The sequence below is a fragment of the Aerococcus sp. 1KP-2016 genome (assembly GCF_002252085.1).
Taxonomy (GTDB): Bacteria; Bacillota; Bacilli; order Lactobacillales; family Aerococcaceae; genus Aerococcus.
Map to the genome: position 1 here is coordinate 29,974 of NZ_NEEY01000004.1, position 15,273 is coordinate 45,246.

The 15,273-nt window shown below is 39.6% G+C and carries 16 protein-coding genes and 1 pseudogene; 11 read left to right on the forward strand and 6 right to left on the reverse strand.

What is annotated here, in order from left to right:
• Window positions 1–2 precede the first annotated feature (2 nt).
• The 6 genes from B9P78_RS01640 to B9P78_RS01665 all read left to right on the forward strand — a co-directional run bounded on the left by B9P78_RS01640 (window position 3) and on the right by B9P78_RS01665 (window position 3,040).
• The gene (locus B9P78_RS01640) at window positions 3–593 is read left to right on the forward strand and encodes a DapH/DapD/GlmU-related protein (RefSeq protein ID WP_094517845.1); all 591 of its coding nucleotides are present in this window, start codon (window positions 3–5) and stop codon (window positions 591–593) included.
• Entirely contained in the window at window positions 593–961 is a 369-nt protein-coding gene (locus tag B9P78_RS01645; RefSeq protein ID WP_094517846.1) for a cyclophilin-like fold protein, read from the forward strand. Before B9P78_RS01640 ends, B9P78_RS01645 begins: the two co-directional genes overlap by 1 nt.
• Before the next feature lie 91 nt (window positions 962–1,052).
• A complete protein-coding gene (locus tag B9P78_RS01650; protein WP_094517847.1) occupies window positions 1,053–1,640 on the forward strand; it encodes a sugar O-acetyltransferase in 588 nt (195 codons plus the stop codon).
• Window positions 1,641–1,676: 36 nt separating this feature from the next.
• Window positions 1,677–2,150: a DUF1456 family protein gene (locus tag B9P78_RS01655; RefSeq protein WP_094517848.1), complete on the forward strand. Its 474-nt coding sequence runs from the start codon at window positions 1,677–1,679 to the stop codon at window positions 2,148–2,150.
• Between the two features lie 250 nt (window positions 2,151–2,400).
• Entirely contained in the window at window positions 2,401–2,721 is a 321-nt protein-coding gene (locus B9P78_RS01660; protein WP_094517849.1) for a PTS lactose/cellobiose transporter subunit IIA, read from the forward strand.
• Window position 2,722: 1 nt separating this feature from the next.
• Window positions 2,723–3,040 (forward strand): PTS sugar transporter subunit IIB, encoded by a 318-nt coding sequence (locus B9P78_RS01665; RefSeq protein ID WP_094517850.1) that lies wholly within the window; start codon window positions 2,723–2,725, stop codon window positions 3,038–3,040.
• A 204-nt stretch (window positions 3,041–3,244) separates the two neighbouring features.
• On the opposite strand, the gene B9P78_RS01670 is transcribed toward B9P78_RS01665, so the two are convergent.
• From B9P78_RS01670 to B9P78_RS01685, 4 genes and pseudogenes are all read right to left on the reverse strand, one after another.
• Window positions 3,245–3,727 carry an ECF transporter S component gene (locus B9P78_RS01670; RefSeq protein ID WP_094517851.1) on the reverse strand — a complete coding sequence of 161 codons (483 nt, stop codon included), beginning with the start codon at window positions 3,725–3,727 and terminating at the stop codon, window positions 3,245–3,247.
• A gap of 587 nt (window positions 3,728–4,314) precedes the next feature.
• Window positions 4,315–5,031: a GntR family transcriptional regulator gene (locus B9P78_RS01675; protein ID WP_094517852.1), complete on the reverse strand. Its 717-nt coding sequence runs from the start codon at window positions 5,029–5,031 to the stop codon at window positions 4,315–4,317.
• Between the two features lie 434 nt (window positions 5,032–5,465).
• Window positions 5,466–6,737: a PTS cellobiose transporter subunit IIC gene (gene celB, locus B9P78_RS01680; protein ID WP_094517853.1), complete on the reverse strand. Its 1,272-nt coding sequence runs from the start codon at window positions 6,735–6,737 to the stop codon at window positions 5,466–5,468.
• Between the two features lie 27 nt (window positions 6,738–6,764).
• A pseudogene (locus tag B9P78_RS01685) lies at window positions 6,765–8,166 on the reverse strand (glycoside hydrolase family 1 protein).
• Window positions 8,167–8,357: 191 nt separating this feature from the next.
• Between B9P78_RS01685 and rlmD the strand changes: the two are divergent.
• Window positions 8,358–9,758 (forward strand): 23S rRNA (uracil(1939)-C(5))-methyltransferase RlmD, encoded by a 1,401-nt coding sequence (gene rlmD / locus B9P78_RS01690; RefSeq protein WP_094517854.1) that lies wholly within the window; start codon window positions 8,358–8,360, stop codon window positions 9,756–9,758.
• Between the two features lie 463 nt (window positions 9,759–10,221).
• On the forward strand, window positions 10,222–11,388 hold the full coding sequence (locus B9P78_RS01695; protein ID WP_094517855.1) for a hypothetical protein: 1,167 nt from the start codon (window positions 10,222–10,224) through the stop codon (window positions 11,386–11,388).
• A gap of 55 nt (window positions 11,389–11,443) precedes the next feature.
• On the opposite strand, the gene B9P78_RS01700 is transcribed toward B9P78_RS01695, so the two are convergent.
• Complete coding sequence (locus B9P78_RS01700; protein WP_233487644.1) at window positions 11,444–12,001, reverse strand: rhodanese-like domain-containing protein; 558 nt, start codon at window positions 11,999–12,001, stop codon at window positions 11,444–11,446.
• Between the two features lie 165 nt (window positions 12,002–12,166).
• Here B9P78_RS01700 and B9P78_RS01705 point away from each other — a divergent pair, with 165 nt between their 5' ends.
• A complete protein-coding gene (locus B9P78_RS01705) occupies window positions 12,167–12,736 on the forward strand; it encodes a TIGR00730 family Rossman fold protein (RefSeq protein ID WP_094517856.1) in 570 nt (189 codons plus the stop codon).
• A gap of 339 nt (window positions 12,737–13,075) precedes the next feature.
• Here B9P78_RS01705 and B9P78_RS01710 read toward each other — a convergent pair whose 3' ends face one another.
• Window positions 13,076–13,597, reverse strand: coding sequence for a hypothetical protein (locus B9P78_RS01710; RefSeq protein ID WP_094517857.1), 522 nt, complete (start codon window positions 13,595–13,597; stop codon window positions 13,076–13,078).
• 158 nt (window positions 13,598–13,755) lie between these two features.
• On the opposite strand from B9P78_RS01710, the gene budA reads away from it, so the two are divergent.
• Together budA and B9P78_RS01720 are read left to right on the forward strand one after the other, a co-directional pair.
• Window positions 13,756–14,460, forward strand: coding sequence for an acetolactate decarboxylase (gene budA / locus B9P78_RS01715; protein WP_094517858.1), 705 nt, complete (start codon window positions 13,756–13,758; stop codon window positions 14,458–14,460).
• A gap of 33 nt (window positions 14,461–14,493) precedes the next feature.
• Window positions 14,494–15,201, forward strand: coding sequence for a M48 family metallopeptidase (locus B9P78_RS01720; RefSeq protein WP_094517859.1), 708 nt, complete (start codon window positions 14,494–14,496; stop codon window positions 15,199–15,201).
• Window positions 15,202–15,273: the final 72 nt, after the last annotated feature.

A 15,273-nucleotide genomic window follows, 5' to 3' on the forward strand; every position in this document is an offset into this window, starting at 1 on the left:
AGATGAAGATTTTGGATGATTATTTGGCACATGTGGCAGCAGAGAAAGTGATTGTAGGCGGTTCAGAATTCCATCAATTTATGCATGAAATGAGTGGTCAAGCCCAAAAAATTACTAGTAAAATCAATAACCAATATAATGGGGGAGATTCGATTCGGCGCTTGATGTCTGAATTAACTGGCCAAGAGATTGACCCATCCTTTGCGATGTTTCCACCATTTTATACGGATTTTGGGAAGAATATCCACCTTGGAAAGAATGTGTTTATCAATGCCGGATGCAAGTTCCAAGACCAAGGAGGCATCTTCATTGGTGACGGTACATTAATTGGCCACGGGGTTGTGATGGCGACCCTAGATCATGATTTGCATCCTGACAAACGGGCGGACATGCATCCAAAAGCCATTCATATTGGGGAAAAGGTGTGGATAGGTTCAAATGCGACGATTCTATCAGGTGTCACGATTGGTGATGGTGCTGTCGTGGCGGCTGGTGCTGTGGTCACCAAAGATGTTGCAGCCAACACAGTCGTAGGTGGGGTGCCAGCCAAATTAATCAAGCACATTGATTTGGCTGAAAGTGGGGATAACTGATGTTTGATGTATTATTGGAAACGACAGACCGCACCTATGAAGCTGTATTTTATGAAAATGAACTGACCGAGATACTGGTTGATGCCATGCCTTTTACTATTGATTTACGTGATTTTATGGGGCAAGAAAAGGTTGGTTCAATACCAATAAAATTACCATCACTAAAAGCTCAGCAAGTGGGCACAGTGGAAAAGGGCCATTTATACTTGTGGGCCAATACTGATTTAGTGTTATTTTATAAGACTTTCGACACGACGTATTCATATGTTAATATCGGTTATTTTAAGAATGCTAAAGAGGTAGACGCCCTTGTGTCGGCGACAGAAATAACGGTCATCTTGAGAAAAAATTTTAATCTAAACAGGTAAATTCGTCTTGAATTTACCTGTTTTTTTCGCATTGTAGGTATCAGATTCGGTATAATCGGGGTAAGAATATTTGCGAAAGCGAGGAATGATGATGCGTTTAACTGAACGAGAAAAGATGCTAGAGGGATTGTTGTATGATGCGAATTACGACGAGGCATTGATTGCAGAACGGGCAGTGGCCAAGGATTTGTGTTTTGATTTTAATCAAACACGCCCGTCGGATGTAGCGGGGCAAACCAAGATTATGCAAGACTTGTTGGGTAAAACTGGGGATAACTTCACGGTTGTAGCGCCTTTCTGGTGTGATTACGGCAGCAATATTGAAATTGGGGATAACTTTTTTGCCAATCACAATTGTGTGATCCTTGACGGCGCTAAGGTGACCTTTGGCGACAACGTCTTTATTGCGCCAGATTGTGGTTTTTATACTGCGGGACATCCACTCGACGCTGAGCGACGTAATCAAGGTTTGGAATATGCTAAACCAATCACGGTTGGGGATAATGTGTGGATTGGTGGCGGCGTAAAAGTGATGCCTGGTGTGACGATTGGAGATAATGCCGTGATAGGTGGCGGCAGTGTTGTCACTAAGGATATACCAGCAAATGTCATTGCGGTCGGTAACCCTTGTCGTATCCTGAGAGAAATTACGCCTGAAGACGGACTAAGAGAAGGCTAATCTGTTATAATAGGCTGACAGGAAAGGGTGACAAGTATGGATAATAATGATCGATTGACACGTCTACGATATGCCTTAGACATTAAGGATAGCGACGTAGTGACCATCTTTGGTATGGGTGGCGCAACAGTAACAACGGAACAAGTGAGAGCATTGACAACGCGCGATGAAGAGGGCATTTATGAGGAAGTACTAGATAATGAACGTTTGGAACGTTTCTTAAATGGTATGATTACGTCTCAACGAGGTGTACGTGAGGGCGCACCTGAGCCAGAACTTGAATTGAACGACGAAAACGTCAATAATCTACTATTGAAGAAATTGAAAATTGCTTTGTCTATGACAACTGATGAAGTTCATGAAATCATGGTCGAAGCAGGTGGTCGTTTAACAAAGAGCGAATTAGGGGCTGTCCTACGTAAGGAAGGGCACCGTAATTACAAACCTTGTGGTGACCGATATGCGCGTAATTTTTTAAATGGCTTAAAATTACGTTACCGTGGGGAATAAGTACGTTTTACTTATAGGTTTTGCTTGCATTGTGTACATGTAAACAGATACAAAGTCCAGACTAAATGGTTTGGACTTTTTTTGTGTAAAAAGTTGCCATTTCAGGAATGTAAGGGTTTTACTTACAGGGTATTTGTGGTAATATATGTCTATAGAAAACAAATGTATAAACAATAATCGTTATATGTCTATACATTATATACAAAGCGCTTTGGAATAAATAGCGCATGAACATAAGGAGAATACGACAATGGCAGAACCACAAAACTTAGAAGTAATTATGCAACTCATCATGCACGGCGGTGATGCAAAGGGTAAGGCAGTAGAGGCAATGGCAGCTGCCAAAGAAGGTGACTTTGAAACGGCGAATGCATTGTTGAAGGAATCTGATGCTGCACTAATTGAGGCCCATCATGCACAAACATCCTTGTTGACCGAAGAAGCAAGTGGCAATTCGGTTGAATTATCACTGCTAATGGTTCATGGGCAAGATCATTTGATGACGGCAATCGCCTTTAAAGATATGGCAAAAGAAATTATTGATGTATACCAAAAAATGGAGGAAAAATAAAATGGCTGATAAAACAATTATGCTCGTATGTGCGTCAGGAATGTCTACAAGTTTACTCGTTTCAAAAATGCGGAAGGCTGCAGAGGAAAAGGGTGTAGATGCGGAGATTTTTGCTGTATCTGCTTCAGATGCAGATGCTAACTTAGCAGCTAAGGATGTTGATATCTTGTTGCTTGGCCCCCAAGTAAAATATATGTTGAAAGAATTTCAAGCTAAATTGGCCGATACCAACGTCAAAGTCGATGTGATCAATATGCAAGATTATGGCATGATGAAGGGCGAAAAAGTATTAACCGAAGCGTTAGCAGCAATTGCCTAATTTGGTGGTTTTAATCAGGTTTGCTACTAGAAAATAGTTAAAAATAAAAATAGTGTTGGTGAAATTTCACCGGCACTATTTTCTGTTTCTTCAATGTATTTGTTAGATCCATAAGCTTGTGTAGATGAATTTAAAAAGACCACTACCCATATTTTTCGGGTAATGGTCTTTTGTTTGCTAATTGGTTCGTATCATCAAAAGAAATTATAAGTATCTTTTCACGATAGGTTTTAAACGGTTGCTAAGCAGTACGGCAATGACAACCCCTAGCGTTGATTGTAGGAAGTTCGCAGGCATACTAGCGATTGCAGTAGCTAATGAACCATATAGGAGCCAAGTAGCTAGGGCATAACCAACAACCATGATAATGATTGATAGGATAAAATAGGGGAATTGATATTTCAAGTCTTTGTCTTGGGCCAAGCCAGCGACATAGCCTTGTGCACCATGGATCAGTGCGGAGAAAATAATCCACTGTGCATATCCTGAAAGTAAATCAATTAGGCCACCACTTAAGGCACCAACTACAAGACCACCAATTGGGCCGAATAATAAGGATGCAGTGATAATACCCACGTCTGCAAAGGTGAAGAAGCCGTTTACAGCGGGAATAGGAATAATGATAAATAAAGAAATAGCTACCACTAATGCAATGGTTACAGCGTACAAAGTATAATGTTTTTTCATTTTCTCTCCTCTATAGTTTTTGTATACAAATAGATTCGACACTCAATAAATGAAAACTCTATTAGAATACAAATTGTATATTTAATCCAAAATTATAATAACACTAATCCATGTAAATGAAAAGATTGCCAATAATAAATGTAATGATTATCAAAACTATATAGTAAACAGTCAGGTAAGCCAATATTGGCCCCCTTAGTTTTTGCTAACCGTCCAATCACTTACAAAGTACTAAAAACGAGTGGTGGGCAAACGCCTTAAAAAGCTTGGAATTCACTTATTGGATGATATAAATGAAAATTTTTGGATTTCTTCATTTATTAGCTGAAATAAGTGAAGTTTCCGCTCGATCATTCATCTATTCGCGTCCATAAATGAATGCTGTTGATAGCTTTCATCTATATGCTTATATATTCGTGAATTGGCCAAGAGATTTTTCATTTATATAGCGAAATAAGAGAAAAATCCAGCCATTTTTTCATGTATTATCACTGAATAAGCGAATCAAGCAAGCTAACAAAATTATGGCTACAAAAAAGAGGTGGGGATTTTTTCATATGAACCCAGCCTCTAATGTATAGATTAAATTAGTGACGGCCAACAATATCAGTCATGGTATATGAGCGTGTATCATAACGATTTCTAGAAGTAGAATATTCAAATGGTGTACCATTTTCTAAGTAAACCACTTGCTCTACCTCAAGAACGGGGGTATGTTCATCACAGTTTAATTCCTGTATATCCAATTCACCTGGCACATCTGCGTGAATTTTACGGTAGGCACCACCTATTTTTAAGCCCAATTCATCTCGAATATAGGCATAAATTGAGCCATATAAATGTTCTTCTTTTAATTGCGTAATGATCGAAGCAACAAAATAGGAATCCTCCAAGATATATGGTTTGTTATCAATGATTCGTAGACGCTGGACATGATAGACGGGATCGGATGCTTCGATTAACAGGAGTTTTTGTAGTTCTTCGTTGGGAAAAACGATATCAAATAATATTTTCTTCGATACAATTTTACGGTGACCAAATTGTTGGGTTAAACCTTGATAGTCATCAATTTTAGAGTCCCCATTGTTCCATAAGGTACTTTTCAAGACAAAGGTGCCGACACCACGTTTCTTAATGATTAACCCTTCCATCGCAATCATATCGATGCCTTTCTTCAAGGTCATGCGACTAACACCAAATTCCTTGGCCAATTCAATTTGGTCAGGTAACATTTCACCTTCAGCATATTCGCCATCATTGATCCGACGGCGTAATTCGATGGCAATTTCTTCGTACTTGTTCAAGTAAACCCTCCTAGGTTAGTTTTATTTATCCGTATTATAGTACATTGTCTATACTTAGTAAACTCATGTTCAAAAAAATAAGACAATTGTGAAAAAAACAAAACGTATCTAACACACCGCCACTTTACATACCGTGACCACCATCAAAAACAAATGCCCCAAAGCCAGCAACCACTGGGCAGGATGATTTATCTAAATTTTTGGTGATTGTATATATTAAGTGGCAAATAAACGATAAATGAATATTTCAGGGCGCTTTGCTTTACTTTTTTTCTCATAAATACAAGCACTGCCTCTTCTTGTCACTTTTTGTCTGCTTTGAATTGAATATACATAATGTAGCAAAAAATAATCAACAATTTTTTTAAGACTAAAAAAAAGACAACTGAAGGGGATCAGTTGTCTTTTCAATAAATATCAATAACCAAACTTCATTAAACTTCTTCTTTTAGATTCAAGCGGTCTTGTACTTTCAAGAATGGGAACCAGATTGCCGCAACAATTACGACATCGATTAGTTGTAAAACACCACCCATTACTGAGTTCGTTGCCATCATACCTGAGAAGAACAATGGCACAGTCCAAGGTACAATAACCCCAGTTGTTAATGGGAAGATACCTGAGTACATCATGAAGTAGTTAAAAGTTGTTACAACTAGTGGTGTAAGAATCCAAGGAATGGCAACTGAAGCATTTAGTACAATTGGTAAACCGAAGATGACTGGTTCATTGACATTAAAGATACCAGGACCGATCCCCAAACGTCCGATTTCTTTCATTTGTTGGCTCTTCATAACAAAGGCCATTAGAACAACAACCATTAAGGTCATACCAGTACCACCAAGGCCTACAGTAAAGGTATCCATGAATGATTTAGTAATAATATGCGGTAATTCTTGACCAGCTTTGAAGGCTTCTAAGTTTTCTAAAGAAAGTGTTTGCCAGATTGGATCTAACACGGAATTGATGATAACTTGACCGTGTAAACCAAAGAACCAAAGCATTTGTGTTAAGAATAGCGCTAATAGGGTAGCTGGTAAACTTGAACCTAAACCAGTTAGTGGTTTTTGGATGAAGGTATAAACAATATCGTGTAAGTTGGTATTCAATAAACCGACCACACCGGCATTTAACAGTAAGAATACAGTTAGGGTACCAATGGCTGGAATTAATGAAGAAAATGAGCGAGACACTGCTTCCGGTACACCGTCGGGCATATTAATGGTAATACCACGTTTTTTGATGCGTACATAGATTTCAGTTGCTAAAAAGGCTGCAAACATCCCAATGAACATCCCTTTAGCACCAAGACGGTCAGTAGTTAAGGCGCCAGCAATTTCCACGCCTTCTGCTGTTACAAAGTTGAACGGGGTAAGGATTAAGAATGAAGCAAGGGCAACTGCACCACCGAAGACCCCATCTTCATCATAAGACTTGGTTAAATAGTAACCAATCCCAAAAGCCACAAAGACGGTCATGATAGACATGGTTGCATTTTGACCGTTACCAAACAGGGTGCCTAAGGTTCCTTTCAAGCTGTCACTGAAGAAAGGTAGGTTATTTAATACAACAACGATAGAACCAAACATTGTTAACGGGAAGGCCAACATGAAGGCATCACGTAATACAGTCAGGTAACGGTTATTGCCTAGTTTGGCAGCGAAGGGGGTTAGCGATTCCGCTAATTTATCAATAAAATTATTCATTATAGGTTCCTTTCTTTAAAACCAAATTTAAAAGCCGTTATTTGTTGTCACTTCTTTAAACCAATGACCACTTTTCTTGATGGTCCGTTTCTTGTTGTCCTCTAAATCGACAGATACAAAACCGTAGCGGTTCTTGTAGGCATTCATCCATGACCAGTTATCCATGCAGGTCCACATGTGGTAACCCTTGACATTCACACCTTCTTGAAGTGCTTGATGTACATATTGTAAATGCCCTTTGATAAAGTCAATGCGGTAATCATCTTCAATCACACCATCAGCATTTTTAAAGCGCTGTTCATCTTCAACGCCCATACCATTTTCAGAAATATAGCAGGCAATATTACCATAGTTATCACGGACGTTAATTAAACAATCATAAATACCTTTTTCGTAAATTTCCCAACCTCGGTAAGGATTCATCTTACGGTCTGGCCAGATATAATTGTCGAAATAGTCATCCGGCATGGGTTTATCAGATAGTCGTTCAGCGGATTCTTTCTTTTGAATTCGGCGCGGTTGGTAGTAGTTGATCCCCAATAAATCGATGGTATTCTCTTTGATAATGGCAAGTTCTTCATCGGTATAATCCGGTAAGTAGTCTAAGTCTTTCAACAAGTCCACTAGGTCTTCAGGGAAGGTCCCTTTGATTGCTGGGTCTAGGAATGAACGGTTGAAGAAGGCGTCAGCTAATTGCGCAGCTTTGACATCTTCTGGGTCATTTGCGTCACGAGGATAGCTTGGTGTCAGGTTTAAAATAATCCCAATTTCACCATCTAAATTCATCTCGTGATAGACTTTGATAGCTTTGGCACTTGCTAAGCTTTCGTGGTAGGCAACTTGTACGGCACGCTTCATGTCTACGACTGCAGGATAGTGGAATTGATATAAATAGCCACCCTCCACAGGGACGATTGGTTCATTGTGGGTAAACCATTTTTTCACACGATCACCAAATAGCTCAAAACATGTCTTAGCGTAGGTTACATAGGCTTCAACCACTTCCTTACTTTCCCAACCGCCTTTTTCTTGTAGCGCGAAGGGCATATCGAAATGGAATAAGTTTATAAATGGCTCAATATTATTGGCAATCAATTCATCAATATAATTGTTGTAGAAATCAACGGCTTGTTGATTAACTGGACCAATACCATCTGGAATCAGGCGACTCCATTGGATAGAGGTACGCATGGAATTGTACCCGGTAATTGTGCCCGGTTGCTTTCATTAAAGCGATATCCTCCTTATAACGGGTGTATACCTCTGATGTTTCGCTAGGGCCAACCTGGTCAAAGAATAGGTCGGGTTGTTCGCGGTACCAGTGATCCCAAATACGATCACCTTTGCCATCACCCGCTATGCGTCCCTCTGTTTGTGGACCAGAAATAGCCGATCCCCACCAGAAATTTTGCGGAAATTCATAATTCACCTAAATAACTCCTTTTATATGTATATACATAACTTTATGTAGAATTAGACATACAACCAAGACTATATGCAAGCGATTACAAGAAACTTATCAAAAATATTTTTCTAAGGGTGTAAACTATGCTAAAATGCTGAAGAAGCATGCAAGAATTGCGATGATTTTATAGAAATAGCCAGAAGAGGTGTAGATAATTGAAGAAAAATACATATCCGACTGAAGTATTGGATGTTATAGTTGAAAGCTTGAACGAAAAGGGTGTCGGCTTTGCACGTTATATTCATCCACCCGAAAAAGGACCAAATGGGAAACATTTGCTCCTACATATTGATAATGTGGTACCTGGCGACAAGGTTCGGGTAACTGTGGTCAACGCAAAAGGCCGACACCGCGCAGGCGTTGCCTATGATGAGTTGCTAGAACCAAGTCCATTACGTAACCTAGATATGCCAACCAATCGAGAAATGGCTGCTGGGGCCCCATTACAATTCATGAAATATGAAGCCCAATTAGCACACAAGGAAAATCTAATTAAAGGGTATATGGCGGATGCCGGTGTGAGCGAAGACTTGGTCAAACCAATCATAGGTATGGAAAATCCTTACCGTTACCGCAATAAAATGGAGTTAACCTTTGGGGCAGATGGTGTGCTAGGCATGCATCAACAAGGAAATTACCGTCGCGTAATTGACCTGGAAGATTCTATTTTGGCCCCAGAAGAAATGATTGCAATCAAAAAAATTGTAGGTCAGTGGCAAAAGGACTACCAGTTCCCGGGCGTGGACAAGGATACTAAGGAAGGATTATTGGCCAACCTATTGATGCGCCAATCCTTTGCAACAGGGGAAATCATGGTTGCCCTATATGCGCTTGAACAACCAGATCAGTATCAAGCAGCTATTGATGATTTACGTGACCGTTTGCTTGCTGCGCAACCACGTATTGAATCTTTCCAATGGATCGTGAAGAAGGGTGGCATGGAGCGCTCTTACGATAACGACGCCTACGTCATGTACGGACGTGACTACATCAATGACCGTCTGCAAGGCTTCAAATTCCGAATTTGGCCGGATACCTTCTTCCAAGTCAATCCAGTTCAAGCAGAAAAGATGGTAGATACAGCCTTATCAATGGCACAAGTATCACCTGATATGCGTGTATTAGACTTGTTCTGTGGTATTGGTACCTTTAGTTTGCCGTTAGCGCGCGCCAGCAAAGAGGTTGCCGGTATTGAAATTGTAGAAAATTCTATTCTTTCTGCCCGTCGTAATGCCGAAGACAATGATTTAGACAATACCTTCTTCATGGCGTCAGATGCACGATTGGGTATGAAAGAGTTACCTGAAGTATGGGGTCAACCTGATTTACTACTATTAGATCCACCAAGAAATGGTGCCGGTGGTAAAGTCATGCGTGCCATTGGCCGTTTGGGTACAGACCGCATCGTGTATGTATCATGTGGACCAAAGAGTCTAGCCACTGATTTAGTATGGTTGAAAGACTTTGGTTATGAAGTTGTAGAAGTACAACCAATCGACCAATTCCCCCACACTGCACACCTGGAGACAATAGTTTTGTTGAAGAAAGTGAAATAATTTAAGGGTTTAAGTAATCATATTGAAGGCTGGGACAAAAATACAGGACAATTCCCGTGGATTTGTTGTCCCGTACTTTTTTAGAAAACTGCGATTCTCGAATGAGACTGTCATTCGAGAATTTTTTTGGCTTTTTATCTCGAATAAAGGGCTATTGTATAGGAAATGAGCTTATTTTATACAATGTAACCCCATTCGAGATAAGTTTTGACATTTGTATCGAACGAATCTTCATTGTATAAAATTTATCATTTATTTATCGAATGGAATTTTATTCGATACAATTTCGCATTTTTGTCTCGAATCGCGCATTATTCAGGGATAATATCGTTCACTGTATAGCAAAAGAGGTTAGAACCATTTGTCCCAACCTTTTCTATATCAAGTAGCCTTTTAATATGTTTCGCACAATGAAAAAATCGTGTACACTATTAATTAATAGAGGACAGATTGGAGGGATTTTATGAGTGAAGAAAAGGGTAATACGATTGCCTCAATAGAGATTCGATTTGACAACGATCCTTGGCTTGAGGACATTTTTGAGGTTGAGGATGAAATTGAACCTGTTCAAAAATTGACGGTGGATGCTGATGGGAACGTGGATTTCTATGCTCAGGTATATTCTTTTGTGGAAGATAAGAAATTAAAGCCTAGAAGATTTGATGGCCAAATTCCTGTTGAAGTAACAAATGTACTTTATAGCGCGGTGTTACAATTTATCATAAAAAATGAACATGTAGCAACTGATTATAGTTTAGGCTTGTGGCACATAGTCGTAACATTCATTACGGGCGAAAAATATCAACTTTTAGGTAGCACAGATGCAGAAACTGCGGAGGAAACGTCTAACATACTTAGACAATGCATACCTATTCCTGGCTTACGTTTATTTGATGGTAATTTTGCAGACCCTTATGATGGCGATGAAATTACTCGGCTAACCTTGAATTATCATCGTAAAAGCAAATTACCACGACCGCTTTCAATTAGTGGGGAGGAGCTGATAACCACTTGGCGTTATACTGAATCCTTAGTGATTGACGGGGAAACTGAAACCGTGCAAATTATTCAAAATCTTGATGAAAATTCTGAGGCACGTCATTTTTTCAAAATGAAGAATCGGATAAAAATGTTGATGGACGATTTAAAAGATGAAGGATTGTTGAAGGATCTTGATATACCAAAAAGAAAAACACCCAAAAATCCTGATGAAACGATTACTTTCGAATTAGTGATTGAGTACGCAAAACGTGATACGCAAGAAATCAAAGGTCGTTTTGATTTGGCGCACTTGCCTGAAAATTGGTTTTTAATTGTAGACGCTATTCAAGATACGTTAGATAACTTTGGTAAGGGTGAAATCTTGCACGGGTTACAGCAAATCGATTTAAAATCAAGAAAGAAACAAATTGTCTGTGGGGTTTCTTTCCAAGAATCTGATGAAATAAGATATTACATTACCGACAACAAGAAAATTCAAGTAGGGGATCTCGTTGAAGTGCCTTTAGGATATGCGAATTCTTTCTCTACGATTGGATATGTGGAAACGGTGGAGATGTACGCACCAAAAGACGTGCCATTCCCCATGGAAAGCGCGAAACATATTCTACATGTACTTAATCGACATTAATAAAAGAGCCGCCAACACTTTTAGGGGTGTTGACGGCTCTTTTCATCTATGATAGTTATTTATTTTGTGCTTCGATGACTGCTTTAATACCGCCTTCAATGACGTGGGTATTGGTGAAGCCATTTTTAGCTAGATAAGCTGCACCTGCAGTGGCACGACCACCTGAACCACACAGGGTATAGATGGTTGCGTCTTTATCTAATTGGTCTAAGTTCTCTGGTAAGGTTTCTAATGAAATGTTGACTAGATTTTTCTTAGGTGCTGGTCGAGTAATTTCGTCTGGGTGACGTAGGTCTAGTAAGACATAGTCTGTATCTAAGGTTAAGAAATCGTCAGCTTTAATAGTATCTGTTGTCACCAATGCATCAGCATCGATGTCATCGAACAAGATATAACCAGCAAAGACAACTGTATCGATTGCATCTAAATCACTTGAATCATTTACAACTGCAACAATCGTCTGACCACTTTCTACTAAAGCTGGGTAATATTTCGGCATTTGTTTAGCAGTTAGGTTTAAACTGTTTGCTAAATGACCCGAACGGAAAATGGTGTTGTCACGAACGTCAATGACTAATTCATCAGTTAATTCTGTATAATTGTATGTTTTCAAAATAGCACACCCCTTTTAGGGAAATCATAGCATCTAGTTGCGAATACTGTCAATTTGGGGGCTCGTTGAATATCCGTTTTTTCTGTTGAAACAAGATGGTATGCAAATCAACAAATCAACAAATCAACAAATCGACAAATTGATAAATGAGAGGTTGGAAATACAATGGCAATTGAAAGTGTGGCAGTTTATTTAGGGTCTTCAGCGGGTAATGACCCAATATATCAAGCAAAGGCGAGGGAAATGGGACAAGTGCTGGCGCAAGCGGGGAAAACCTTGGTATTTGGTGGTTCTAATGTAGGGTGTATGGCCTCTTTGGCTGATGGTGCATTGGCGGCGGGGGACAAAGTTATCGGCGTTGTGCCTCAAAAATTAGTTGATAATGAAATTCAACATCCTAATCTAGATCAACTATATGTGGTTCACGGGATGCAAGAACGTAAGGCAAAGATGATGGCCTTAGCCGATGCTTTTATTGCATTACCAGGTGGACCTGGTACCATGGAAGAATGGTTTGAGGTATATACATGGGCACAGGTGGGTTATTTAGATCATCCGATTGCCTTATTGAATGTAAATAATTATTATCAACCGCTATTGACCTATTTGGATCATGCCGTGGCTGAAGGGTTCTTGCACCAACAGTACCGGGATATGGTCATTATTGATGCAGATCCACAGACCTTATTAGACAAAATTATTGCCTATCAACCAGATTACAAGAAGAAATGGTAGGCAGTTACTGTATTCAAATATACGGTAAATAGTGATTGAAATTAAAAGAGGCTGATACAAAAGGCCGCTAAAAAGGTGTACACAATTCTTAAAAAGAGTTGTGTACGCCTTTTACTTTGAAAAAATTCTTATCAATTTTGATTGAAATATATCATGGGAACAGGTTAAAGGACTGAAAGGGTAGTTCCTTAGCTGTGAAAGAGGATGAAATCGAGACCTTGGCTCGATTTCAAATTGAATGACCTTGGCTTTCAATGGTCCCACGGCTCACAAGAAACGTACACTGTAAGGACGAAAAATCTATGATTTTAATCTTTTGTCCCAGCCTCTTTTGTATCATTATTGCCATTCATTCAAGTCCGATTGATCATAGTAGTTTTTAAATCGCTTGATCATTTGGTCTTTTTGTTTGAGTAAAATCGTCAAGCCATTCAATAGTTCACTTGACGTTTCCACCATGGACATGGCTTCTTTTTGCTCCAACATGGCTTCTTCCACGCCTTCATAGGGGGCTTCGGCTACAATCTCATCTAAAATGGTCGTAATTTGGTAAATTATGCGGTCTTTGCGTTGTTCTTCATAAGCCTTGATTTTAGGTAATTCATTGATCATATAGCGAAAATCCAAGTGCCGCATCATATGGCCATCTTGAACAATGACATATTCCTTTTCAAAGGGGGATATGCCAGGAAATTGTCCGTGAATTTGATACCAACCGTCAAAAATTTGCCAAACACCAGGTTTTAGTTCGGGTTGGAAGTCGCGTTTTAGTACAAATGTTTCATCATCACCCGTAATTTCAGCTAACCAGCGTTTTTCATCAGGGCCAATCGGCATTAATGGGAGTTCGTGTGAAATCATGTGTTCACCTCATTCATATTTACTATATTGCATTCATTCCTAAGTATAGGGAATCTTTTACGCAAATAGCAAGCCTCGCCTTTTAGATTCGCTTGCGACGAACACTAGAAACGTTTAGTATAGTTTAAGTAAAGAACGCGTAAATGGAGGTTTTTCAGATGACAAGATTATTCCAACATCAAACATTAGGTGACCTCATGGCAGGTTTTTTTGACGGGTCAATGACCATCGATGCACTACTCGAACACGGTAATTATGGTATTGGTACCATGGACCACTTAGACGGGGAATTGATTGTCATAGACGGTCAGGCCTATCAAGCTCGCAAAGACGGTCAATTAATTGAATTGACGGGTAAAGAAACCGTACCCTATGCATCGGTGACCTTCTTCAAATCTCACCATACCTTCGATGTGGCTACGCCCATGAATATGCTAGATTTTCAAGAAGTGCTCAAGACACAGCTACAATCCTTACATACATTTTCTGTGATCAAAATAGAAGGTAGCTTTGAAAGTATGCATACGCGAGTCATTCCGCGCACGGAAAAGCCGTATCCACGTTTTGTTGAGGCGAGCCGTGTGCAACCAGAATTTAAAACCCAAAATGTAAAAGGGACTTGTATCGGTGTCTATGGTCCCTATCTATTCGAAGGTGTAGTGAAACAAGGCTTTCATTGTCACTTTATCTCAGAAGATCGACAATTTGGTGGCCATATCTTAGACTATGTCATCAATCAAGGGCATATTGCGATTCAAACCGTCCGTCATTTTGACCAACACTTTGCCATTGATAATGAAGCATTTATGAAGGCTGACATTAATTATGATAATCTCGTCGCTGAAATCAACGAAGGCGAGTAGTCACAAGCAGTTTAAGCAAAGGAGTATATCACCATGCAACAATTTATGATTATTGCAGACCATCCCGTGATCATCAATCGTAGTGCGTCCTACAAAAATATTACTTTGCGGATTGTATTATCTAATCCCTCTATTAGGATATCCGTACCCATGCATGCATCGAAAGCTGCAATCGAACATTTCTTCATATCGAATCTTGAACAAATCGAGGCCATGCAAGCCGAAGCATTCGCTGCTGCCGAGGCAAGTGCCAAGCAATATGTTACTGACGAGATGCATCATTTATTTGGGGAAATGTATCCCTTAAAAGTCGAAGAAAGTAGCCAACCAAGCGGCGGTCATTTTGACAATGGAACCATTTATCTGTCCGTGAAAAAGGGGGCTAGCAGAGACGATAGGGGCATCGTTATGGATAAGTTCTTGCGGGAAACCCTAAAAGAAAAAACGTTAGAAGTGGCGGCAAGACTTGAACCTAAGATGGGCGTCCACGCCAACAAATTCACCATGCGTCTGATGAAGACACGGTGGGGGAGCTGCAATATCAATAAAAAGACGATTTCCATCAACTTACTCTTAGTGCAAATGCCACTCATTTGTCTAGAATCTGTCGTAGCCCACGAATTGGTCCACCTCTTAGAAACCAATCATAACAAGCGTTTCTATAGCTTAATGGATCAGTATTACCCAGCATGGCAGGAAGCGAATGAATTATTAAAAGAATTTTCTCACAAATTTGATTAAAAATCTGTTAAAATTGTAAGTGGAATCTCATATAAGCCCCATAGATGCTATGGGACTTTTTCTATGCGTAAG

What these genes read in the sequence shown, in the direction of transcription:
- B9P78_RS01640 (WP_094517845.1), top strand. Translation starts at nt 3, where the DNA reads ATGAAGATTTTGGATGATTATTTGGCACATGTGGCAGCAGAGAAAGTG.
- B9P78_RS01645 (WP_094517846.1), top strand. Translation starts at nt 593, where the DNA reads ATGTTTGATGTATTATTGGAAACGACAGACCGCACCTATGAAGCTGTA.
- B9P78_RS01650 (WP_094517847.1), top strand. Translation starts at nt 1,053, where the DNA reads ATGCGTTTAACTGAACGAGAAAAGATGCTAGAGGGATTGTTGTATGAT.
- B9P78_RS01655 (WP_094517848.1), top strand. Translation starts at nt 1,677, where the DNA reads ATGGATAATAATGATCGATTGACACGTCTACGATATGCCTTAGACATT.
- B9P78_RS01660 (WP_094517849.1), top strand. Translation starts at nt 2,401, where the DNA reads ATGGCAGAACCACAAAACTTAGAAGTAATTATGCAACTCATCATGCAC.
- B9P78_RS01665 (WP_094517850.1), top strand. Translation starts at nt 2,723, where the DNA reads ATGGCTGATAAAACAATTATGCTCGTATGTGCGTCAGGAATGTCTACA.
- B9P78_RS01670 (WP_094517851.1), bottom strand. Translation starts at nt 3,727, where the DNA reads ATGAAAAAACATTATACTTTGTACGCTGTAACCATTGCATTAGTGGTA.
- celB (WP_094517853.1), bottom strand. Translation starts at nt 6,737, where the DNA reads ATGAATAATTTTATTGATAAATTAGCGGAATCGCTAACCCCCTTCGCT.
- B9P78_RS01695 (WP_094517855.1), top strand. Translation starts at nt 10,222, where the DNA reads ATGAGTGAAGAAAAGGGTAATACGATTGCCTCAATAGAGATTCGATTT.
- B9P78_RS01705 (WP_094517856.1), top strand. Translation starts at nt 12,167, where the DNA reads ATGGCAATTGAAAGTGTGGCAGTTTATTTAGGGTCTTCAGCGGGTAAT.
- B9P78_RS01710 (WP_094517857.1), bottom strand. Translation starts at nt 13,597, where the DNA reads ATGATTTCACACGAACTCCCATTAATGCCGATTGGCCCTGATGAAAAA.
- budA (WP_094517858.1), top strand. Translation starts at nt 13,756, where the DNA reads ATGACAAGATTATTCCAACATCAAACATTAGGTGACCTCATGGCAGGT.
- B9P78_RS01720 (WP_094517859.1), top strand. Translation starts at nt 14,494, where the DNA reads ATGCAACAATTTATGATTATTGCAGACCATCCCGTGATCATCAATCGT.